The 22,565-nt window shown below is 66.7% G+C and carries 19 protein-coding genes and 1 riboswitch; of the genes, 10 read left to right on the top strand and 9 right to left on the bottom strand.

The features are described from left to right. Window positions 1–98 precede the first annotated feature (98 nt). Entirely contained in the window at window positions 99–1,055 is a 957-nt protein-coding gene (locus tag ACMZ91_RS18600) for a Nudix family hydrolase (RefSeq protein ID WP_049461619.1), read from the top strand. Window positions 1,056–1,106: 51 nt separating this feature from the next. Here the strand turns inward: ACMZ91_RS18600 and ACMZ91_RS18595 are convergent, their stop codons facing one another. Continuing rightward, window positions 1,107–1,697, bottom strand: a complete 591-nt coding sequence (locus ACMZ91_RS18595; protein ID WP_049461618.1) for a DUF4124 domain-containing protein — start codon at window positions 1,695–1,697, stop codon at window positions 1,107–1,109. Between the two features lie 40 nt (window positions 1,698–1,737). Beyond that, complete coding sequence (gene metF, locus ACMZ91_RS18590; protein WP_049399801.1) at window positions 1,738–2,565, bottom strand: methylenetetrahydrofolate reductase [NAD(P)H]; 828 nt, start codon at window positions 2,563–2,565, stop codon at window positions 1,738–1,740. A gap of 203 nt (window positions 2,566–2,768) precedes the next feature. On the opposite strand from metF, the gene ACMZ91_RS18585 reads away from it, so the two are divergent. The 3 genes from ACMZ91_RS18585 to ACMZ91_RS18575 are packed head-to-tail and all read left to right on the top strand — an operon-like array spanning window position 2,769 to window position 5,494. After that, the gene (locus ACMZ91_RS18585; RefSeq protein WP_049461617.1) at window positions 2,769–3,695 is read left to right on the top strand and encodes an alpha/beta fold hydrolase; all 927 of its coding nucleotides are present in this window, start codon (window positions 2,769–2,771) and stop codon (window positions 3,693–3,695) included. A 24-nt stretch (window positions 3,696–3,719) separates the two neighbouring features. Continuing rightward, entirely contained in the window at window positions 3,720–4,766 is a 1,047-nt protein-coding gene (locus tag ACMZ91_RS18580; RefSeq protein WP_049461616.1) for a sensor histidine kinase, read from the top strand. After that, entirely contained in the window at window positions 4,763–5,494 is a 732-nt protein-coding gene (locus ACMZ91_RS18575; RefSeq protein WP_049461615.1) for a LytR/AlgR family response regulator transcription factor, read from the top strand. The genes ACMZ91_RS18580 and ACMZ91_RS18575 overlap by 4 nt, the downstream gene beginning before the upstream one ends. A 6-nt stretch (window positions 5,495–5,500) precedes the next feature. On the opposite strand, the gene ACMZ91_RS18570 is transcribed toward ACMZ91_RS18575, so the two are convergent. Beyond that, window positions 5,501–7,018: an amidohydrolase family protein gene (locus ACMZ91_RS18570; RefSeq protein WP_049461614.1), complete on the bottom strand. Its 1,518-nt coding sequence runs from the start codon at window positions 7,016–7,018 to the stop codon at window positions 5,501–5,503. Window positions 7,019–7,154: 136 nt separating this feature from the next. On the opposite strand from ACMZ91_RS18570, the gene ACMZ91_RS18565 reads away from it, so the two are divergent. Both ACMZ91_RS18565 and ACMZ91_RS18560 read left to right on the top strand, forming a co-directional pair. Next, complete coding sequence (locus ACMZ91_RS18565) at window positions 7,155–7,712, top strand: DUF3228 family protein (protein WP_049461613.1); 558 nt, start codon at window positions 7,155–7,157, stop codon at window positions 7,710–7,712. A gap of 91 nt (window positions 7,713–7,803) precedes the next feature. Further along, entirely contained in the window at window positions 7,804–8,436 is a 633-nt protein-coding gene (locus ACMZ91_RS18560; protein ID WP_080356504.1) for an energy transducer TonB, read from the top strand. Here the strand turns inward: ACMZ91_RS18560 and ACMZ91_RS18555 are convergent. The 4 genes from ACMZ91_RS18555 to ahcY form a co-directional block, all read right to left on the bottom strand. Continuing rightward, complete coding sequence (locus ACMZ91_RS18555) at window positions 8,433–8,936, bottom strand: hypothetical protein (RefSeq protein WP_049461611.1); 504 nt, start codon at window positions 8,934–8,936, stop codon at window positions 8,433–8,435. The two genes, ACMZ91_RS18560 and ACMZ91_RS18555, sit on opposite strands and share 4 nt — an antisense overlap. Beyond that, on the bottom strand, window positions 8,936–9,409 hold the full coding sequence (gene ybaK, locus ACMZ91_RS18550) for a Cys-tRNA(Pro) deacylase (protein ID WP_049425053.1): 474 nt from the start codon (window positions 9,407–9,409) through the stop codon (window positions 8,936–8,938). The genes ACMZ91_RS18555 and ybaK overlap by 1 nt, the downstream gene beginning before the upstream one ends. A gap of 302 nt (window positions 9,410–9,711) precedes the next feature. Next, a complete protein-coding gene (locus ACMZ91_RS18545) occupies window positions 9,712–10,443 on the bottom strand; it encodes a GTP pyrophosphokinase (RefSeq protein ID WP_161802495.1) in 732 nt (243 codons plus the stop codon). A gap of 59 nt (window positions 10,444–10,502) precedes the next feature. Beyond that, window positions 10,503–11,948 carry an adenosylhomocysteinase gene (gene ahcY, locus ACMZ91_RS18540; RefSeq protein WP_014036003.1) on the bottom strand — a complete coding sequence of 482 codons (1,446 nt, stop codon included), beginning with the start codon at window positions 11,946–11,948 and terminating at the stop codon, window positions 10,503–10,505. Between the two features lie 36 nt (window positions 11,949–11,984). Further along, window positions 11,985–12,068: riboswitch (S-adenosyl-L-homocysteine riboswitch) on the bottom strand. Between the two features lie 120 nt (window positions 12,069–12,188). On the opposite strand from ahcY, the gene ACMZ91_RS18535 reads away from it, so the two are divergent. Beyond that, window positions 12,189–14,705: a S9 family peptidase gene (locus ACMZ91_RS18535; RefSeq protein WP_049461608.1), complete on the top strand. Its 2,517-nt coding sequence runs from the start codon at window positions 12,189–12,191 to the stop codon at window positions 14,703–14,705. Window positions 14,706–14,877: 172 nt separating this feature from the next. After that, window positions 14,878–17,589 (top strand): phosphoenolpyruvate carboxylase, encoded by a 2,712-nt coding sequence (gene ppc / locus ACMZ91_RS18530; RefSeq protein ID WP_049461628.1) that lies wholly within the window; start codon window positions 14,878–14,880, stop codon window positions 17,587–17,589. A gap of 116 nt (window positions 17,590–17,705) precedes the next feature. Here the strand turns inward: ppc and ACMZ91_RS18525 are convergent, their stop codons facing one another. After that, window positions 17,706–18,212, bottom strand: a complete 507-nt coding sequence (locus tag ACMZ91_RS18525; protein ID WP_049399791.1) for an acyl-CoA thioesterase — start codon at window positions 18,210–18,212, stop codon at window positions 17,706–17,708. A gap of 138 nt (window positions 18,213–18,350) precedes the next feature. After that, the gene (gene metK / locus ACMZ91_RS18520) at window positions 18,351–19,562 is read right to left on the bottom strand and encodes a methionine adenosyltransferase (protein ID WP_010481882.1); all 1,212 of its coding nucleotides are present in this window, start codon (window positions 19,560–19,562) and stop codon (window positions 18,351–18,353) included. Between the two features lie 335 nt (window positions 19,563–19,897). Here metK and olsF point away from each other — a divergent pair, with 335 nt between their 5' ends. Continuing rightward, on the top strand, window positions 19,898–21,613 hold the full coding sequence (gene olsF, locus ACMZ91_RS18515; protein ID WP_414578580.1) for a bifunctional ornithine lipid synthase OlsF: 1,716 nt from the start codon (window positions 19,898–19,900) through the stop codon (window positions 21,611–21,613). Beyond that, window positions 21,610–22,410, top strand: coding sequence for a UDP-2,3-diacylglucosamine diphosphatase (locus tag ACMZ91_RS18510; protein WP_032129692.1), 801 nt, complete (start codon window positions 21,610–21,612; stop codon window positions 22,408–22,410). Before olsF ends, ACMZ91_RS18510 begins: the two co-directional genes overlap by 4 nt. Window positions 22,411–22,565: the final 155 nt, after the last annotated feature.

Here is a 22,565-nt window from a genome sequence, read left to right as displayed (position 1 = left end):
CGAAAGCGGGGCTCTTTTTTCATGGCGGCTGTTTCGTGGGGCTGATCCGGCCCGATCCGAGATTGCGCGGGCCGCCCTGTTCTGGGCATGCTTCCCCCATGGCTCCCCCCACCCGATCGATCCACGTCGTGGCCGCCGTCATCACCGACGCCCGTGGCCGCGTGCTGCTCAACCGTCGTACCGAGAACCGCGACATGGCCGGCCTGTGGGAGTTCCCCGGCGGCAAGCGCGAATCCGGCGAGACCTCCGAGCAGGCGTTGGTTCGCGAGCTGCGCGAGGAACTGGGCATCGAAGCCGATGTCGGCGAATGGCTGATGGATGTGCCGCAGCGCTACCCGGACAAGCACCTGACCCTGGAAGTGCGCCACGTGCGCAGCTGGAAGGGGACGCCACGTGGCCGCGAGGGCCAGGCCATTACCTGGGTGGCGCCGGATAAACTTGGTCGCTATTCGATGCCACCGGCCGATCTGCCGGTGGTGGCCGCGCTGCGCCAACCCGACAGCTACCTGATCACCCCGGCGCCGGCCGATGACGCCGACGGCGTGCAGCACTGGCATGAGCAGCTGCAGCGTGTGGTGGCGGCGGGCCAGCAGCGCATCCAGCTGCGGTTGCCGACGGCACATCCGGAGCGCCAGGCGATGGTCGAACAGGCCGTGCGCGCACATCGTCGCAGCGGGGTGCAGTGGCTGCTCAACCGCGATATCGAACGCGCGCGCGTACTGGGCGTTGGGGTGCACCTGGGCAGCGAGCAGCTGCTGGAGCTGTCGCAGCGTCCGCTGCCCGAAGGCCAGCTGGTGGCCGCGTCCTGCCATGACCTGCAGCAGCTGCAGGCCGCACAGCGGTTGGGCTGCGACTTCGCCGTGCTGGGCCCGGTGCAGGCCACGGCCAGCCATCCCGATGCCGTGCCGCTGGGCTGGAACGCGTTCGCCGAGCTGCGCGCGCAGGTGTCACTGCCGATCTATGCGCTGGGCGGCATGGGCCGCGGTCACATCGCCGAAGCGCGTCGCCATGGTGGGCAGGGCATCGCCGCCATCCGCGCGCTGTGGCCGGAGTGAGCCGGCATGCGGGGTCAGATCCCTGCGCAGCAGGGCTCTGACCCCGCCCGATCACAACGTGATCCAGAAACACCCGTACTGGCGCCGCAACCCCAGCACCGTCGACGCGCGCGACGCGCTGCCGGGCAACGTCTGCTCCAGGCGCAGGCCGATGGGTTGCCGCGCCACAGAGGCCACAGGGTCGGATCCCAACACGGCAGGGCTCTGATCCTCATCCTGCGATTGCTGCAGCGCCTGTGACGGATACACCGGCACCACGTCCACCAGGGGCCGCCGCGCCAAGGATTCCAGCTGGCCGAGGATGCGCTGCGCGCCCGCATCGGAAACCGCGCCCCACAGATACAGTGAGGACAGCCGATTCACATCGTTGCTGACGATGCCGATGCGCAGCGCGTCCACCAGTTCACTCAGCCGCCGCGGGCAGCGTGCCCCCAAGGTGTCGCGCTGCAGGGTATTGCCGGCGGGCGCAGGCGGTGGCAACCGCGACCGCGCGCCCAGGCTGTCGCAGGGCCGGTCGGTGTAGACGCTTTGGCCCTGGGCATCGGTGCAGCGGTTCAGGCGCGTGGACTGTGCGTGGGCGACGCTCGACAGCACGCACAGCGGCAGCAGCAACAGCAACAGCAGGAAGGAAAGCCGGATCATCCTCGCAGGGTAGCGCCGATCACGCTTGCGCGCCGTGCTTTCAGCCCTGCAGCAGCTTCAGCACCGAAGTGGTCGGCTTGGCCAGGTTCAAGGTGTAGAAGTGCAGGCCGGGTGCGCCGCCTTCGATCAGGCGCTGGCACAGCTTGGCCACCACTTCAGTGCCGAATGCACGCACCGACTCTGCATCATCGCCATAAGCCTGCATCTTGCGGCTGATCCAGCGCGGGATCTCCGCACCGCACTGTTCGGAGAAGCGGCGCAGCTGGCTGAAGTTGGCGATCGGCATGATGCCGGGCGTGATCGGTACCTGCACGCCCAGCCGCCGCACTTCGTCGACGAAATGGAAGTAGGCATCAGGGTTGAAGAAGTACTGGGTGATCGCCGCATCGGCACCGGCGTCGATCTTGGCCTTGAAATGCTTCAGGTCGGCCAGTGCGTCGGAAGCCTGCGGGTGCGTTTCGGGGTACGCGCCCACTTCGATATGGAACGCATCGCCGTGCTCGGCGCGGATGAAGTCGATCAGTTCGGCGGCATAGCGCATGTCACCGGGGAAACCCATGCCCGACGGCAGATCGCCGCGCAGCGCGACCAGGCGGCGGCAGCCGATGGCGCGATACAGCTTGAGCAGCTCGCGGATTTCCTGACGGGTGCCGCCGACGCAGGACAGATGCGGTGCGGCATCGAAGCCATGGTGCTGGTTGAGATGGCGCACGGTCTCGGAGGTATAGCTCAGGGTCGAGCCACCGGCGCCGAAGGTACACGACACGTACTCGGGACCGTAGTCCTTCAGCCTGGCCGCGGCGCGGTCCAGCTGGCTGCGCTGTTCGTCGGTCTTGGGCGGATAGAACTCGAAGCTGATGGCGGTCATGGCACGGGCGGCAGCGGCGGGTGCGGATTAGTATATCGCTTCATCAAGATGGATGTTGTCAATTTATGCGGACGTACATCGTCAGCCGCCTGCGACCGTTCGCCCCGGCGATCGGCCGCTGCTCCGAAATCGCCCTCCGGGTGCCGTGGCCGGCGGCACGCTGAGCCCATTCCGGGACCACCCACCTGACGAAGGAGCAGACGATGAAGATCTTCCTGGCACTCTGGTATGCAATGAAGGCCCTGGCCCGGCTGGCGATGATCGGCATGGCGATGGCCGTGCTCGGCTCCGGCTCGGCGCACGCCGCCAGCGCCCCGGCGGCGGGCAAGGTGCAGGTCGAGGTGGTCGGCAAGGGCCGTCCGCTGCTGATGATCCCCGGCCTGAACAGCAGCGCCGAGGTCTGGCGCGAGACCTGCCTGGCGCTGAAGGACGTGCAGTGCCATCTGGTGCAGCTGCCGGGCTTTGCCGGCGCTGCGCCAGCCGACCCGCGCCCGGCCGAATTCCTGCCGGCCATGCGCGGGCAGCTGCTTGCCTACCTGCATGACCAACAGCTGGGCCCGGTGGTGGTGATCGGCCACAGTCTTGGCGGCCTGCTGGGGCTGCAGGTGGCGCAGGCCGAGCCGAAGGCAGTCAGTGCGCTGGCGGTGGTCGACGCATTGCCGTTCCTGCCGGCGGCGCGTGACCCGAACGCCACCGCAGACAGCGTGCGGCCAATGGCTGACCAGCTGCGCAAGGGCATGCTCGCCGCCGATGCCGCGCAGTGGCAGGCGCAGCTGAAGGCCGGCCTGCCGGGCATGACCCGCGATCCGCAGCGGCAGGCCGAGCTGGGGCGCTGGGGCGAAGCCAGCGACCGCCAGACCACCGCTGACGCCATGCATGCGGTGATGACCACCGACCTGCGTGACAGCATCGCCTCGATCACCGCACCGACGCTGGTGCTGGGCAGCTGGGCCGGCTACCAGCCGATGGGCGGCACCGAGGACAGCACGCGCGCGGTGTTCCAGGCGCAGTACGCGAAACTGCGGGGCGTGCAGATCGCGATGAGCGCGCAGGGTTTCCACTTCCTGATGTGGGATGATCCGCGCTGGCTGCGCGGTCAGGTGCAGGCCTTCCTCGACCACCACCACTGAGTTTCAACACGCCTGGAAATGGACATGCCGGATTCCTCCTCGACGGTACGCTTCTGGCTGCTCAATGCGCTGGTGTGGGCGCTCTATGGCGTTGCCGGAATCGGCCTGCGCCAGACCTATTTCAGCGATGCCGGAAGCGCGGGCGTGTTGATCACGCTGGGCCTGGCGTTGGCCCTGTTCGGGTGCAGCGGTGCCATCCGTGCGCTGGCGCTGCGCGCCGACTGGTGGGCGCGCGGTACGGCCGGGCTGTTGCTGCGGCTGGCGCTGTCGGTGGCATTGGGCGCGGCAGTGGCGCAGCTGCTGGTGAACATCGCGCTGCACTCGGCGCTGGCCTGGAACTGGGTGAGCCTGGGGCGGCAGACGGCCGACTTCAGCCCCAAGGCGCTGCTGCTCTACTGGTACACCACTGCGGTGATGCTGGCCCTGTGGGCAGCGCTTTGGGCAAGCCTGCACAGCCTGCGCCGGATACGCGGGGCGGAACTGGCCCGCCTGCGCGCCGAAGCCGAGCGCAGTGCGCTGGAACGCGATGCGCTGCGTGCGCGGCTCAACCCGCACTTCATGTTCAATGCGCTGAACAACCTGCGTGCGCTGATCCTGGAAGATCCTGAGCGTGCGCGCGACATGGTCACCCGCCTGTCGCGCACGCTGCGCCAGGCGCTGGCGCACAACCGCAGCGAGCAGGTCACGCTGGCCGAGGAACTGGCGGTGGTCGACGACTATCTGGCCATCGAGGCCATCCACTTCGAGCAGCGCCTGCAGGTGCGGCAGCAGATCGATGCCGATGCCATGCAGGCGCAGCTGCCTGCGATGGCTTTGCAGCTGCTGGTGGAGAACGCGATCAAGCACGGCATCGCCAGCCGCCCCGGCGGCGGCGAGGTGCAGATCCGTGCCACGCTGGACAATGACGTGCTGCGCCTGCAGGTGGACAATCCGCTGGGCAGCGCCAACGAGCCCACCCCTGGGCATGGCGTCGGCCTGGCCTACCTGCGTGCGCAGCTCGGTACGCAAGGTCGTTTCACCCTGCAGCCGGTCGGCGACCGCATGCAGGCCCTGCTGGAGATTCCGCAATGAGTGGCGTGCTGCGCGTATTGATCGTTGATGATGCGCGGCTGGCGCGGCAGGAGCTGCGCACGCTGTTGTCGGCGCTGCCGTGGGTGCAGTGCGTGGGCGAAGCCGACGATGTGCCTGCCGCACGCGAGGCGATCGCCACACTGGCGCCGGACCTGGTGCTGCTGGATGTGCAGATGCCGTCCGGCAGTGGCTTCGATGTGCTGGACGGGCTGGAGGCGGTGCCGGCGGTGGTGTTCGTTACCGCCTATGACACCTACGCGGTGCGCGCGTTCCAGGCCAACGCGCTGGACTATCTGGTGAAGCCGGTCGAGGCACCGCGCTTGCTGGAAGCGTTGCAGCGGGCGCGCCAGCGCGAGGTGGTGGCGGGCGAAACGCCGGAGCCGCGCAGCACGCTGGGCGCTCAGGACCAGGTGTTCGTGCGCGAGGGCGAACGCTGCTGGTTCGTCGCGGTCTCGGAGATCCGCCGGCTGGTGGTGGATGGCAACTACACGCGGCTGTGGTTCCGCGACCAGAACGCGTTGCTGACCCGCAGCCTGAGTGCGCTGGAGGCACGCCTGCCGCCGGATCTGTTCTTCCGTGCCAACCGCAACACGCTGGTCAACCTGCGCCGTATCCGAGGCGTGACGCCCAGCATCGCTGATGGTTATGACCTGGCACTGGACGACGGCAGCGAGGTGGAGGTGTCGCGCCGGCAGGCGCGTGAACTGCGCGAGCGGATGGCGTTGTAGTTGCCGCTACAGCTCGGCACTGACCGGGCTGGTGATGAAGCCCCACAGCAGGCGCGCCATCACCGCCGGTGAACGTGCCTGCGCGCGGGTGTAGGCGAGCAGTGCATCCAGCCGCGAGCGGTCGTAGAGGTGCCCGGCCAGCAGCACCGCGTGCACACGACGGGTGTTGGCGGTGTCCTGCAGCGGGTTGCCGTCGAGCAATACCAGGTCGGCGGCTTTGCCGACCTCGACACTGCCATGCGATGCCTGCAGCTCCAGATGACGCGCCGCGTGCAGCGTTGCCGCGCGCAGCACGTCGGCCTGGCTCAGGCCTGCCTGGCGCAGCCACTGCAGTTCCTCGTGATAGCGGAAGCCACCCAGCCCGGTATCGGTGCCGACCAGCACGGTGACGCCGGCACGATGCGCGGCACCGGTGAGGGCCAGTCCATGCTCGAAGTACGCCTTCAACGCGTCTTCGCCGCGCAGGCCAGGATAGCGTTCGGTGGTGGCCGTCAGATCATCGCGCCATGCCCAGCGCGAAAGTGGATCGAGATAGGCCAGACGTGGATCGTTGATGAAGGCGGGGTCGCGCGCACGCGCATCCTCTTCGCGGGTGACATGGGTGGGTACGAACGCGGCACCGCTGGCCTGCATCACACCGAACGCCTCGTTGCAGAGCGCGGGCTGGTAGCCGCCGACCATGCGTTCGGCCAGCGCGGTTGGATCCTCACTGTCGAGCGTGCCACCGCGCCACGCCGCCGCGTTGTCGAAGCAGTGGCGTACGAACAGATGGGCATGCTCGAAGCTGCGCTGGCCCGCCCGCACCGCGGCGTCCAGAGGCACGGCCTTGGGCAGGTGGCCGATCAACGGACGGCGCAGCTGCTGCGCCTCGGTGGCCAGCCGCTGGTAGGTGTCCGCACGCAGCTGGTTGTAGACCTTCAACGCGTCGACACCGCGCGCGCTGTACGTGCGTGCACGCTCGGCGGCGGCCTCCGGCGCGAGTGATGGATCCTCGAAGTAGAAACTGGCGATCTGCACGAAGCGCGGTGCAACCTGCTGCCCGGCAATGGCCTGTGCGGTCCAGCGGCGCTTGTCGGCCACGCAGGCGATCAGCGGATCGGTGGCCTGCGGGCAGTCCATCATGTCGCGGGTGCCGGTGATGCCGTTGGCCAGCATCAGCGGGAACTGCAGCTGCGGCGACAACTGCAGTGCATGGGTGTGCATGTCCCAGAAACCGGGCAGCAGCCAGCGGCCACCGGCATCGAGCACCGGCAACGCGGTGTCCCGTGGAGCTTCGCCAATGGAAGTGATCGTGCCGTTGCGCACTGTCACTGTGGTGGGTTCGCTGACCTGGCCGCGCGCGACGTCCACCACCCGCGCGTTGACGATCATGCGGCTGTTGCCCGGCTCGGGCAACGGCGGTGCCGACAGCGGCCAGAGCAGGGCGGCGGTGAACAGCAATGGCGGCGCCAGCAGGAGGACGGCCAGGGCGATCGGCCATCGCCGACGGCGGGCGGAACGGGGCAAGGCGTGTGCTGCATCCATGAGCCGGCGATCCTTGCATTGGGTCGCCCGCAGAGTGCTGCAAGCCGGACGCGGGCGCCAGTGACCATCGGCATCCGGCCCTGCCTGCCTCCGGGGCGGTTACCCTGTGCGGTGGAACTCCTGACCACGCCCTGCTATGTCCATCGTCCTCACCGATTTCGCCCGTCCCCGCCTGTTCCCGCGCGTGCCGCGCGGCAACACCATCCAGGACTGTACTGCCGAGCAGTTCGAGGCACACCTCAATGCGCACGCGCCGTTGAAGGTGCTCGATGGCTACGCCCCGTTCTGCAAGCTGTTCGTCTACGAGAACTGGACCAGCACGCGTTGCCTGACGGTGCCGGTCACCGACGCCAACCGCCACCAGCTGCGCAGCGGCTATGAGGCGCGCAACCGTGAGGAACTGCCGGTGCTGGTGCGCTGGTTCGAGGGCGTGGAATCACCGCGCGCGAACTACCTGGTGGTAATCCTGTACAGCGCCGGGCAGCTGGCGAAGGAGGGTTCACCGATCGAAGCCGACTGGGGCATCGTCGGTTGCATCTATACCTCCGAGCCCGAGGAAGTGCCGATGGCACCAATCACCATGATGCGCAATGCACTGGGCGTGGAGGAGGGCGGTTCCGGTGTGCCGCTGGATCGCGAGGCTTACCAGCGCTCCGTCGCGTTCTGGGAGAACAACGCCAACTGGCGGCCGTGAGCCCACGCTGCGGCCGGACAGTCGGCATGTGAACAGGGAGGATTGCAGCGGGGCGCTACCATGGCAGTGAATCAACGCAGGGAGCACAGGGATGGATGTTCGCAGTTGGATGCCGTTTGCATGGGTCGCCGCAGGTCTGCTGGCCGCAAGTGAAGGCTCGGCAGCAAAGTACGATGCAGGCGCCGCCTGTGGTGCCCTGTCCGACGTGACGCCGATCCGTGATGCCGGCGTGGGTTCACTGCAGGCGCAGGCAACGTTGGGGCGCTGCACGTTCCATGTGGAAGCGGATGACGCTGCAGCGCTTTCGCGTCAGCAGTCGTTGCTGCAGAGCGTGTCTGCGATCGCCTGTGGTGCGCCAGCCACCACCCGGCCTTCGCAAGGGGCTGCAGGCTTCGACCTGCAGATGCCTGCACGTTGCCCACTCTCTTCCAGCACGCCGTTGATTGCCCGGGAAGGAGGCTGGCACCAGCGGCGACTTTCGTCGGTCCCGACGTATCCTGCGGCCGCCATGCGCGAGGCCCAGCAGGGAGGTGTCGAGCTGATGCTGCTGCTGGATGCGCAGGGCAAGACCCAGGCGATCATCCTGTCCCGATCCAGCGGCTACCCGCTGCTCGATGCGGCGGCGCTCAAGCACGCGCGTGACTGGCGCTACGAGCGTGAAGCGGCAGGCAAGGCACCAAGCATGAGCCTGATACGCGGCACGGTCACGTTCAAGCTCAACTAAGGCGTCTGCAGGGCGGGCTCGGGCTTCCACTCCCACCAGGTGTAGTGGTATTCGCGCTCGGTCGCGCTCCATTGCTGCGCGCAGCAGGTGCACGTCAGCCGGTAGCATTCGCCCCAGCCGTCCTCCGCTTCGCCCCGTGCACGCAGCTGCACGTGACCTTGTTCCAGCAGCGGCTCGGGACTGAAGAACACATAGGATGGGTAGAGCGCGCACAGGCAGCCTTCGCGTGCCTGCCAGTAGCGCAGCCGTTGCAGGGCCGCCTTGAGGTGCGCCTGGTTGCTGATCAGCATGCCGCCAAGGGCGATGCCTTGGCAGCTGCGTTCGATCGTATCCACATGCGCGACCAGCGCGTCCAACGATGAGGCGCTGAACAGCCGAGCGACCGTACGCGCGGCATCGGTGATGCGCGTTGCATCGCGCGACAACAGGTCCTGCAGCAGCACGTCGGCCTGTGCTTCGTCGAGCCGGGGTATCGGTGCTGCAGACCACGGCCAGCGCATCAGCGTGACTTGCCGATGGCGGCGTAGTGGCCGGCCGTCAATCGCAGCAGGTCGGTCGGCGCCAGTTCCACCTCGAGGCCGCGGCGACCGGCGCTGACATGCAGCGCGGGCAATGCCTGCGCGCTGGCGTCCAGGAAGGTGCGCAGGCGCTTCTTCTGCCCGAGTGGGCTGATGCCACCGACCAGGTAACCGGTCGCGCGCTGCGCGGCATCGGCCGCGGCCATTTCGCACTTCTTGCAGCCGGCTGCTTCGGCCAGCGCCTTCAGGTCCAGCTGGCCGGCCACCGGCACGATCGCCACCAGCAGCTCGTGGGTTTCGGTGCTGGCCAGCAGGGTCTTGAACACCTGGGCCGGGTCGAGGCCGAGCTTGTCGACGGCTTCGCCCCCATACGATTCGGCGTGGGCGTCGTGCACGTAGCTGCGCACGGTGTGGGCGATCTTCTCGCGCTTGAGCAGGTTGATGGCCGGGGTCATGGGGGCATCGTAGCGCGGGGCAGGGGTGTTGCCTTGACCGAGGCTACTGCACCATCAGACCTATTCGGTCCTGCGGCCAAAAGGATTTAGCTTCGTCAAATCAGCGAAGTATCTGCTATGACTGCGCTGAAGGTCTGTCATGTCCTTAGCTTCCAGTATGACGACCTCGTGTCCGTCGTCGTGCCCAATTAGGCTGATCTCAATTGCGAGCTTTTCGCGTGATGCAGAAGGTCTGTCCACAAACTCACTTAGCCTGAGGACTGATCTGGAGCGCCGATTGTAGTGAACAAGGTAATACATATTTAGATTCCCTTAAGCAGCTTGCTAGCAAGTAGCTTGCTAACGTGGCTCATGGCGCTTTCATATCTCTTCTTGGCGCTAGATTTATCGTCGCGAAGCTTCTTCCAAGTGTCTTTGGAGACGCCAGAACGCTTCGCTTGCACCACGCTAACGTGCGTCAGTGCATACTGCTCGTTGCGATCCTCGGCCACTCTGAATGCTTCTGAGAGATCAATGAGGTGGCGCTGCAATTCCGGAGGCCCCCCTCCGTATTTGACTTCCTGACCATGGAGATCGGCGACCTTCTCTGAGATGCTTGCCCAGAAATTCTGAATGAGCGTTCTGATTTGAATTTCGACAACGCGGCCATCATGTCGAACAAGTGCGTGTATAGCTCTGTAACCGTTACTTGGGCGTGTAGTGCGATCAATGAATTTAATGTCAGGAAACCACTGTCTGAGAGAGTCGGCAATCTCCCTCTGCTCCATTGTCGTAGTGGCGACGACGCGGCAACCCGCAATATCTTGAATTTGAGCAAGTCTGCTGCTGCTTCGTCTCAATTTTTCAATGATCGAAATTGTTGATTTGAAGCGCCCGGTGACCGAAAGAAGCAGCTTATCTTTCAGGATTCGAACTACGTGGTTGTATGCGGGTACGAATTCTGAACGATATGCTTCTAGCTCGGTGAGCGTATTGGCATCGTCATTACCATTCTTCAGCTGCTCGCCGAGTCGTGTAACACTGCTGTTGCTCAACAATGTTGTGTCCCTCAAACCGACGGGGCGGTAAGGCCCCGTCGGATAGATAAAAACGATCAGTAGCGGTAGTGGTCCGGCTTGAACGGGCCTTCCACCGGCACGCCGATGTAGTCGGCCTGTTCCTGGCTCAGGGTGGTCAGCTTCACGCCGATCTTTTCCAGGTGCAGGCGGGCCACTTCTTCGTCCAGCTTCTTCGGCAGCAGGTAGACCTTCTTCTCGTAGCTGTCCTTGTTCGCCCACAGGTCGATCTGTGCCAGGGTCTGGTTGGCGAAGCTGTTGGACATCACGAAGCTCGGGTGGCCGGTGGCGCAGCCCAGGTTCACCAGGCGGCCTTCGGCCAGCAGGAAGATCGCGTTGCCGTTCGGGAAGATGTACTTGTCCACCTGCGGCTTGATGTTGACGTGCTTGATGCCGGCGAACGACACCAGCGCATCGACCTGGATCTCGTTGTCGAAGTGGCCGATGTTGCAGACGATGGCCTGGTCCTTCATCGCGCTCAGGTGCTCGATGCGGATGATGTCCTTGTTGCCGGTGGTGGTAACGTACAGGTCGGCACGGCCCAGGGTCGATTCGATGGTGTTGACTTCATAGCCTTCCATCGCCGCCTGCAGGGCGCAGATCGGGTCGATCTCGGTGACGATGACGCGCGCGCCGTAGGCACGCAGCGAGGCCGCGCAGCCCTTGCCGACGTCGCCGTAGCCGCAGACCACGGCCACCTTGCCGGCCAGCATCACGTCCATCGCGCGCTTCAGGCCATCGGCCAGCGACTCGCGGCAGCCGTACAGGTTGTCGAACTTGCTCTTGGTGACCGAGTCGTTGACGTTGATCGCCGGGATCAGCAGGGTGCCGGCCTGGGCCAGCTGGTACAGGCGGTGCACGCCGGTGGTGGTCTCTTCGGAGACGCCCTTCCAGTCCTTGACCACGCGGCCCCAGTAACCCGGGCGCTCCTTGGCGACGCGCTTGAGCAGGTTCTTGATGACCTGTTCTTCGTGCGAGGCAGAGGCGGTGTTGACCCAGTCGCTGCCGTTTTCCAGCTCGTAGCCCTTGTGGATCAGCAGGGTCACGTCACCGCCGTCGTCGACCACCAGCTCCGGGCCGGTCAGGGTGCCGTCGGCCAGGGTGAAGGTCAGCGCGTCCAGGGTGCAGTCCCAGTACTCTTCCAGGGTCTCGCCCTTCCAGGCGAACACCGGGGTGCCGGTGGCGGCAATGGCGGCAGCGGCGTGGTCCTGGGTCGAGAAGATGTTGCACGAGGCCCAGCGCACGTCGGCACCGATGTCCTTCAGGGTCTCGATCAGCACCGCGGTCTGGATGGTCATGTGCAGCGAGCCGGTCACGCGCACGCCCTTCAGCGGCAGCTCGGCCTGGTACTTGCGGCGGATCGACATCAGGCCCGGCATTTCGTGCTCGGCGATGTCCAGTTCCTTGCGGCCCCAGTCGGCCAGCGTGATGTCGCGGATCTTGTAATCACCTTCGGTGGAGAAGGTCTTGGCAACAGCGTTCATTCGTGTGCTCCGGTTGTGGGCGAGCGGGTGCTCGCATCTAGCCGGGCGCCGTTGTTACAAAGCCACCTTACCGAGCCTGGCCGGGCCTCATGGGATCCGGTCGCAGCGCCCCTCGGCAGGGGAGAACCCCCATTATATCGCGGCCCCGGCGTGACATCCGGATGACCCAACCATCGGCAGGTGGGATCACGTGCACGGCCTGTTAAGGTCGGTGTTTTCACGCATCACACAGGTGGAACGATGAGCATGCACGCGCGCCGCACACGGCGCTGGACCGGCCTGGTCCTGTCGATGGGACTGCTGGCGGTGGCTCCGCTGGCCTGGGCCGCGTCCCCGCAGCCCGCCCAGGTACAGGCCCAGGGCGTCAACGGCTACGAACTGCCGTCGGCGGCGCTGCAGGCGGTGGTGGACGCGCCGCGCGCGCCCTCGCTGTACCTGTCGCCACGCCGCGATGTCGCCGCGATGATGCAGATGCCGTCGCTGCCGTCGATCCAGGTGGTGGCGCAGCCGGAACTGAAGCTGGCCGGCCTGCGCATCAACCCGCGCACCTTCTCCGACAGCCGCTTCAGCTTCGGCGAGAAGCTGTGGCTGATGAACGTGGCCGACGGCAAGGAACGGCAGATCAGCGGCCTGCCGGCCACGCTGTCGATCGCCAGCGTGATGTGGTCGCCGGACCAGAAGTGGCTGGCCTTCAACCAGGTCGACGCCGCCAGCGGCGCCAATGAACTGTGGCTGGTGGATGTGGCCGGCGGCAGCGCCCGTCGTCTGGTCGCCGGCCTGAACACGGTGATCGGCAGTGGCTACCAGTGGCTGCCGGACAGCCGCGGCCTGGTGGTGTTCACCCGTCCGGCCAACCTTGGTGCGGCCCCGGCCGCCGACGGCATTCCGACCGGCCCGGCCGTGCAGCAGACCAGCCAGGGCGGCGGCGTGGTGTCGATCCGTACCTACCAGGACCTGCTGAAGAACGAGGCCGACGCGCGCCAGTTCGATTACTACGCCACCACCCAGCCGATGGAAGTCAGCCTGGATGGCAACACCCGCGCGATCGGCGCAGCTGGCATCTTCATGGGCTTTGCGGTGTCGCCGGATGGCCGCTTCGTGCTGCGCCAGCCGGTGCAGCGGCCGTATTCCTACGTGGTGCCGGTGAGCAGTTTCCCGCGCCGCATTGAAGTGATCGACCGTGCCAGCGGCAAGCTGGTGCACACCGTGGCCGTGCGTCCGCTGGTGGAAGGTTTGCCGACCGGCAACGACGCTGAAGTGACCGGCGTGCGCGATATCAGCTGGCGTGGTGATGCCGATGCCACGCTGGTCTGGGCCGAAGCCCAGGACGGCGGCGACCCGAACAGGGAGGCCAAGGTGCGCGATGCGGTGCTGATGCAGGCTGCGCCGTTCGACAAGCCGCCGGTCACGTTGGCCCAGCTCGGCAGCCGTCTGGTGGGCATCAACTGGGGCCGTGGCGACCTGGCCCTGCTGACCGAGTCGTGGTGGAAGACGCGCAAGACCAGGACCTGGCTGATCGCCCCGGACAATGCCGGAGCCGAGCCGCGCCTGCTGTGGGATCGCGACGGGCAGGACCGCTATTCCGATCCGGGCCGGCCGCTGTTGTCCAGCGACGACCGCGGGCGCTCGCTGCTGCAGACCAGCGCCGATGGCAGCAGCCTGTATCTGGCCGGTGCCGGTGCATCGCCGGAAGGCGATCGTCCGTTCGTGGACCGCTTCGACGTTGCCACGGGCAAGGCCACCCGCCTGTTCCACTCGCAGGCGCCGAGCTATGCGCTGCCGGTGGCGTTGCTGGACAACCAGGCCAGCTCGCTGCTGCTGAGCCGCGAGAGCCCGGATGAGCCGGCCAACTTCTACGTGCAGTCGCTGGCCGATGCCGGTGCTGCACCGCGTGCGCTGACTCACTTCGCGCATCCGCTGCCGCAGTTGAAGGGCGTGCAGAAGGAGCAGATCCGCTACAAGCGCAAGGATGGCGTCGACCTGACCGCGACCCTGCTGCTGCCGCCGGGCTACGACCCGAAGCGCGACGGCCCGCGGCCGCTGCTGATGTGGGCCTACCCGGGCGAGTTCAAGAGTGCGGCTGCGGCCAGCCAGGTGACCGATTCGCCGTACCGCTTCAATTCGGTCAGCTACTGGGGCCCGCAGGCGTTCCTGGCCAAGGGGTATGTGGTGCTGGCCAGCCCGTCGATGCCGATCATCGGCGAGGGCGACAAGGAGCCGAACGACACCTACATCGAACAGTTGGTGGCCAACGCGCAGGCAGCCGTGGATGAAGTGGTGCGCCGTGGCGTGACCGATCGCGATCACATCGCCATTGGTGGCCATTCCTACGGTGCGTTCATGACCGCCAACCTGCTGGCGCATACGCGCCTGTTCAAGGCGGGCATCGCGCGCAGCGGCGCCTACAACCGCACGCTTACGCCGTTCGGCTTCCAGGCCGAGGAGCGCAACTACTGGCAGGCGCAGGACGTCTACCAGAAGATGGCGCCGTTCAACTACGCCGACAGGATCAAGGATCCGATCCTCTTCATCCACGGCGTGGACGACAACAACTCCGGCACGTTCCCGATGCAGAGCGAGCGCATGTTCGCCGCAGTGAAGGGCCTGGGTGGTACCGCGCGCCTGGTGATGCTGCCGAACGAATCGCATGCCTACCGTGCACGCGAGTCGATCATGACCATGCTGGCCGAAAGCGAGCGCTGGCTGGAACAGACCATCGGCCCGGCCGAGCAGGGCAAGGCGAAGAAGAAGCGCTGACGTGACCCGGTAGTGCCGGCCGCTGGCCGGCAACCTCAGGTCGCGTAGGTCCATGAGGTTGCCGGCCAGCGGCCGGCACTACCAGATGAAACCATTTTTGCAACGCAGCACGATGCCCGTTCTGGGATAGGCTTGGGGTCTGGATCCGATGACCGAGGCCTGTGCGTCGCCGATGAACGAGTACCGCAGCAGCATCGAGTTTGCTTCCCCCGATCTTCCGCTTCGCGATGATGTGCGCCGGCTCGGCGCGCTGGTTGGCGACCTGCTGGTTGAACAGGTCTCCGCCGCCTTCCTCGACGATGTGGAAGACGTGCGCACCCGCGCCATCGCCCGCCGCGAGAACCAGGCGCCGTTGTCGGAGCTGGCCGATGGCCTGGCCGGGCGCACGCCGCAGCAGGCCGAAACCATGGTGCGGGCCTTCAGCACCTACTTCCAGGTGGTCAACATCGCCGAGCGCGTGCATCGCATCCGCCGTCGCCGTGACTACCAGCGCGCCGGTACCGCAGGGGCGCAGCCCGATGGCCTGCAGGATGCACTGCAGCACCTGAAGGCGCAGGGTGTGGGCCTGGACGAGCTGGCGCAGTGGCTGCCACGCATCGACATTGAACCGGTGTTCACCGCACACCCGACCGAAGCGGTACGCCGCGCGCTGCTGGAAAAAGAGCAGTTGATGGTGGCCAGCCTGGTCGACAACCTCGACGGCCAGCGCACCCCGGGTGAGGCCGCCGCCGATGCCGCGCGCTTCCGCATGGCGCTCACCGCGTCGTGGCAGACCACCGATTCCTCACCGGTGCGGCCCACCGTGGATGACGAGCGCGAGCACGTCGGCTTCTATCTGGTGCAGGTGCTGTACCGGGTGATTCCGGTGCTGTACGAATCGCTGCAGCAGGCGTTGCGCGATACCTATGGCGAAGAACTGCCGCTGCCGCGCCTGCTGCGTTTCGGTACCTGGGTGGGCGGCGACATGGACGGCAACCCGAACGTGGATGCCCATACCATCCGCAATACGCTGGATGCGCAGCGGCAGGCGGTACTGGGCCGTTACCAGAAGGAACTGCTGCAGCTGGCCAGCCTGCTCAGCCAGTCCACCGAGCGGGTGGGCGTAAGCGATGCACTGCAGGCGCGCGTGGCGCAGTACCACCAGTTGCTGCCGCAGGTGCAGTCGCGCCCGCGCCATGCCGACATGCCCTACCGCCTGCTCAATGACCGCATGCGTGCACGCCTGCAGGCCACGCTGGATGACGGCGAAGGCGCCTACGCCGGCCCTGATGAACTGATCGAGGACCTGCAGTTGATCCTCGACAGCCTGCGCGCCAACCGCGGCGAACATGCCGGTGGCTTCGCCGTACAGCGCCTGCTGTGGCGGGTGAAGACCTTCGGCTTCCACCTGGCACGGTTGGACGTGCGCCAGGAATCGAGCGTGCATGCGCGCGCGCTGGCCACCGTGCTGGGCGGCGACGCAGCGTGGGACAGTCTCGATACCGTGGGGCGTGCGCGTCTGCTGGCGCCGCATGCCAGTGGTGACGCGCCGTTGCCGAAGGGCGACGACGAAGGCAACCAGCGTCTGGATGCGGTATTTGCGGCGTTGGCCGATGCGCGTGTGCGCCATGGTGGCGATGCGCTGGGCAGCTACATCATCTCGATGGCACACGACCGCAGTGACGTGCTGGCCGTGCTTGCGCTGGCACGCCGTGGCGGCCTGGTGGAAGCGGGCGGGGCGGTGCCGCTGGATATTGCGCCATTGTTCGAAACCGTGGACGACCTCAAGCGTGGCACCGCGACCCTGCGCGACCTGCTGGCCGACCCGGTGTACCGTGCGCATCTGCGTGCACGCGATGACGTGCAGATGGTGATGCTGGGGTACTCGGACAGCAGCAAGGACGGAGGCATCGCTGCCTCACGCTGGGGCCTGCAACGTGCACAGGTGGAACTGATGGAAGTGGCGGCCGAGGCGGGCATCCGCCTGACCTTCTTCCATGGCCGTGGCGGTTCGATCAGCCGTGGTGGTGGCAAGACCACGCATGCGGTCGACGCCTCGCCGCGCGGGAGCATCGATGGCCGCCTGCGGGTGACCGAGCAGGGCGAGGTGATCCACCGCAAGTACGGCATCCGTGCATTGGCCCTGCGCTCGCTGGAACAGGCCACGGGTGCGGTGCTGCGCGCCAGCCTGCGCCCGCGTGCAGCGGAGCCGCGCGAGGATGACTGGCGGCCGGTGATGGATGTGGTCGCCGGCTCCAGCAGCGAGGTCTACCGCACCTTCGTCGGCCAGTCTGGCTTCATGGACTACTTCCGCACGGCCACGCCGATCGACGTGATCGAGCGGATGACGCTGGGTTCGCGTCCGTCGCGCCGGCTCGGTCAGGACGCAGCACTGGGCAACCTGCGTGCGATTCCGTGGGTGTTCGCCTGGAGCCAGGCGCGTGCCGTCATTCCCGGCTGGTATGGCGTGGGCAGCGGACTGCAGGCGGCGGTCGATGCTGGTCACGAGCAGACCCTGCGCGAGATGGCACGTGACTGGCCGTTCTTCCGTACCTTCCTGGACGACATCGCGATGGTGCTGTCCAAGGGGGATATCACCATTGCCGAGCAGTTCTCGCTGTTGTCGGGCGACCTGCACGGGCGCTTCTTCCCGCAGGTACAGCGCGAACTGGAACTGACCCGGCACTGGCTGCTGGCGCTGATGGACCAGCAGACGCTGCTCGACCACGATGCGCGGCTGTCGCTGTCGATCCGTCTGCGCAATCCCTATGTCGATCCGATCAGCGTGCTGCAGGTGGATCTGCTGCAGCGTTGGCGCGAAAGCGGGCGCGAGGATGACGAGCTGCTGCGCGCGCTGGTGGCCTGCGTGAACGGTGTTTCGCAGGGTGTGCAGAACACCGGGTGAAATGCATCCGCCGGGCGTGGCCCGGCGAATTCGAAATGGTAGTGCCGGCCGCTGGCCGGCAACCTCATGATGTCTGGCAGCACGCGCGAGGTTGCCGGCCAGCGGCCGGCGCTACCTCACTCTTCCGGCGACGGCGGGTTCGACGCCAGCAGTTCCAGATGGCGCTGCTCCATTTCCTGGCGCAGTTGGCGGCGGATCAATGCGGCTGCCTGGCGGCGCTTCTCGTCCGACGTGACCGGCTGCAACGACGGCACCGGCGTCGGCCGGCCTTCCTCGTCCACGGCCACCATGGTGAAGAAACAGCTGTTGGCGTGGCGCACGCTGCGCTTGAGGATGTCCTCGGCCACCACCTTGATGCCGATCTCCATCGACGAGGTGCCGGTGTAATTCACCGAGGCCAGGAAGGTGACCAGCTCGCCCACCGCGATGGGCTGGCGGAACATCACCTGGTCCACCGACAGGGTGACCACGTAGCTGCCGGCGTAACGGCTGGCGCAGGCGTAGGCGACCTGGTCGAGCAGGCGCAGGATGGCGCCGCCGTGGACCTTGCCGGAGAAATTGGCCATCTCCGGCGACATCAGCACGGTCATGGACAGCTGGTGGGTTTTGAGTTCGGTCGACATGGGGCGATTGTATCGGCAACCGGTAGTGCCGGCCGCTGGCCGGCAACCACGCGATTGTTTCCGGAGGCCATGAAAAAGCCGGCCAGCGGCCGGCTCTACCAGAAGCAGAAGGGCCGCGTGAGCGGCCCTTCGTGTTTCTTACTTCAGCTTCGCATCGGCGCGCAGGGCGGCAGCGCGGTCGGTCTTCTCCCAGGAGAAGGCCGTGGCGTTGACGGTCTCGCCTTCGCCGTTGAGGTAGCTGAACTCCTTCGGCTTGCGGCCGAAGTGGCCATAGGCCGCAGTCTGCTGGTACATCGGGTGCACCAGGTCCAGCATCTTGATGATGCCGTACGGGCGCAGGTCGAAGTGCTTGCGGATCAGCTTCTCGATCTTGTCGTCGCTGATCTTGCCGGTGCCGAAGGTGGTGACCGAGATCGAGGTCGGCTCAGCCACGCCGATGGCGTAGGAGACCTGCACTTCGCAACGGTCGGCCAGGCCGGCGGCAACCACGTTCTTGGCCACGTAGCGGGCCGCGTAGGCTGCCGAACGGTCGACCTTGGACGGGTCCTTGCCGGAGAAGGCGCCACCACCGTGACGGGCCCAGCCGCCGTAGGTATCGACGATGATCTTGCGGCCAGTCAGGCCGCAGTCGCCCACCGGGCCGCCGATCTCGAACTTGCCGGTCGGGTTGATGTGGAACTTGGTGCCCTTGTGCAGCCACTTGGCCGGCAGCACCGGCTTGATGATCTCTTCGCGGACGGCCTCGATGAGGTCCTTCTGCTTGATGCCCGGGGCGTGCTGGGTCGACAGGACCACGGCGTCGATGGCCGAGACCACGCCGTTTTCATAGCGCAGGGTGACCTGGCTCTTGGCGTCCGGGCGCAGCCACGACAGCGGCGAGTTCTTCTTCTTGCGGATCTTGGCCTGCTGCTCGACCAGGCGGTGCGACAGGTGGATCGCGGCCGGCATGTAGCTGTCGGTCTCGTTGGTGGCATAGCCGAACATCAGGCCCTGGTCGCCAGCGCCCATTTCTTCCGGCTTCTTGCGATCCACGCCCTGGGCGATGTGCGGCGACTGCTTGCCGATCAGGTTCAGCACGCCACAGGTGGCGCCGTCGAAGCCGACGTCGGAGCTGTCATAGCCGATGTCCGTGATGACCTTGCGGGTCAGCGCTTCCAGGTCGATCCAGGCGCTGGTGGTGATCTCACCGGCCACAATGGCAACACCGGTCTTGACCATGGTCTCGCAGGCCACGCGGGCGCGCTGGTCCTGGGTCAGGATCGCGTCCAGCACCGCATCGGAGATCTGGTCGGCAACCTTGTCCGGATGGCCTTCGGAGACCGACTCGGAGGTGAAGAGATAGCTGGACATCAGGCGTAATATCCCTTGATTCGGATGGAAAGATGGGCGCGAATGATACACGGGGTGCGCCGCCTGTGCATTGTGAACCTGTACCGGTTGCCGGTGGTTAAGCCCGCGTAGCCCCGGCAGGGGCCGTCCGGCCGGGATTGGGGCTCAGCCTCGAGGTCCAGTGTTCCACCAGCGTGACAACGCAGCGGGCGGCTACCGGCCCCGACTGCGCGGGCCACAACGCCCGGCAGCGGCTGTGCGGCCGTCATCGTTCTGCCCAAAAACCGCCATCTGGCTGCCGCCTGCCGGGCGCAGGCTGTCGGCCAATCCGGCCGCCGGGCATGAGTGGATCCGCCATGCAGGAACTTGAACAGCGTCTCCAGCAACGCTTCCCCGATTGGTTCCATGGCCGCCGGGGCCAACTGGCGCGACCACTGCTGCGCAGCGTCGGTCGCTGGTCGCGGCTGGACCAGATCGAAGCCTTCCTGCAGCGCAGCTCAGGCCTGCGTGGCTTCGGCTTCGTCGCCGCCGGCCTGGAGTTCATCGACGGCCAGTACCAGGTGGATCCGGCCGCGCTGGCCAGGATCCCGGCCACCGGCCGCCTGCTGATCGTCGCCAACCATCCCTCCGGGGCACTGGATGCCCTCGCTCTGCTGGACGCGGTCGGCCGCATCCGCCGTGACGTGCGGATCGTGGCCAACGACCTGTTGGGGGCAATCGCGCCACTGCAGGACCTGCTGCTGCCGGTACGCATCCTCGGTGGCAAGGCCCAGCGTGGCAGCCTGCATGCCGTCGAAGAGGCGCTGGCCGCCGAGCAGTGCGTGATCGTGTTCCCGGCCGGCGAGGTCTCGCGGCTGTCGCTGCGCGGCATCCGTGATGGTCGCTGGCAGCGCGGTTTCGTCCGCTTTGCCCGTGCCGCTGGCGCGCCGGTGCTGCCGGTGCGTGTGGAGGCGCGCAACTCGGCGCTGTTCTACGGCGCCTCGACCCTGTTCAAGCCGGCGGGCACCGCGCTGCTGGCGCGCGAGATGTTCACCCGTCGTGGCCGTCCGCTGCGGCTGCGCATCGGTGAGCCGATGCAGCTGGGCAAGGGCGGCGACCCGGGCGCACAGCTGCTGGCGGTGCGCCGCGCGCTGTATGCGCTGGGCCGTAATGGGGCCGCGGGCGATGCAGCTGCTGTAGCAGGCGCCGAGCCGCTGGCGTCCCCGGTGCCGCCTTCACAGGTGGCCGCAGGCATCGCCGCGGCGACCCAGCTGGGCCAGACCGCCGACGGCAAGCAGATCCTGCTGGCGACCTGTACCGCCGATTCGCCGCTGCTGCTGGAGCTGGGGCGTCTGCGCGAGCTGACCTTCCGCCAGGTAGGCGAGGGCACCGGGCGCAGCCGCGATCTGGACGATTACGATCCGCGGTACGAACACATCGTGATCTGGGACGCGGCCGCGCAGCGCATCGCCGGCGCCTACCGGATCATGCGTGGTGCCCACGCGCTGGCCCGGCACGGCCTGTCCGGGCTCTACAGCGCGTCGCTGTTCCGCTATTCCGACGACGCCATCACCCACATCGCCGAAGGCCTGGAACTGGGCCGCAGCTTCGTGGTGCCTGATTACTGGGGCAGCCGCAGCCTGGACTACCTGTGGCAGGGCATCGGTGCCTACCTGCAGTGCCGGCCCGGCATCCGCTACCTGTTCGGCGCCGTGTCGATCAGCGCAGCGCTGCCACGCGATGCACGCGAGCAGCTGGTGGCGTACTACCAGCGCTACTACAGCGGTACCGCCGGCCTGGCCGAATCGAACCGCCCGTTCCAGTACTTCGCCGCGCCGCCAAGTTTCGGCGAGCTGGATGCAGGTGCCGCGTTCGATGTGCTCAAGGCCAACCTGGCCGCACTCGGCACCGGCGTGCCGACGCTGTATCGCCAGTACACCGATCTGTGCGAACCCGGTGGCGCCCGTTTCCTTGCCTTCGGTGTCGACCCGGACTTCAGTGATTCGATCGACGGCCTGATTGAAGTGGACCTGTGCGCGATCAGGCCGAACAAGCGCAAACGCTACCTGCGCGACGCGGGGGCGCCGGCATGAGCGCGCTGGCGAACCTGTCGCCGCACCGGCGCGCAGTGTTCGTCTCCGACGTGCACCTGGGGTCACGTCATTGCCATGCCACCGAGCTGGCGCGGTTCCTCTCGCAGCTGCGCTGCGAACGGTTGTACCTGGTGGGCGACATCATCGACCTGTGGTGGATGGCGCATCGCCGCGCCAACTGGCGCCAGTCGCATAGCGAAGTCATCCAGGCCCTGCACGCGCTGCGCCGTGCCGGGACCGAGATCGTCTACATCCCCGGCAACCATGACGCGTCACTGCGCCACGTGTGCGGGCTGATGCTCCCAGCGATGCAGGTGCGCCGCCGCGCCATCCATGTGACCGCCGATGGCCGTCGCCTGCTCGTTGCGCATGGGGACGAGTACGACGGCGTGACCCACTTCGGTGGCCTGCAGGAAAAGTTCGGTGACTGGCTGTACTACCGCATCCTGACCGGCAACCAGGCGTTGAATGCGGTGCGGCGGCTGCTGGGGATGCGCTACTGGTCGCTGTCGGAGTTCCTGAAGAAGCGCAGCGGTGCGGCCGAACGCTACATCGAACGCTTCGTGCAGGCCGGGCTGGACGACGTGCGGCGGCGCGGACTGGATGGCATCGTCTGTGGCCACATCCACCGCGCCGCGCTGATCGAGCGCGATGGCCTGGTCTATGCCAACGACGGCGACTGGGTGGAGAGCCTGACCGCGCTGGCCGAAGACCATGATGGCGCGCTGCGCCTGCTTGACCACAATGGCCAGACCCTGGTGGAACTGCCGGGCGCGCGCATCAAGCAAGCGGCTTGACCCACTCTTGTAGAGTCGAGCCATGCTCGACTGCTCTTCTCAGACTGCCCCGCGTACAGCAGTCGAGCATGGCTTGTATGTTCCTCCCGGCTCCTACGCGGTATGTAGGAGCCAGGGTGGAGGGACCGTCAAGCATGCATCTGCGGATACTAGCC

Origin of the sequence: Stenotrophomonas sp. FR024, from assembly GCF_047500745.2 — a bacterium.
Classification (GTDB): Bacteria; Pseudomonadota; Gammaproteobacteria; order Xanthomonadales; family Xanthomonadaceae; genus Stenotrophomonas; species Stenotrophomonas maltophilia_A.
Note: the sequence above shows the minus strand (reverse complement) of the source record. Positions and strands in the feature narration are given on the sequence as shown.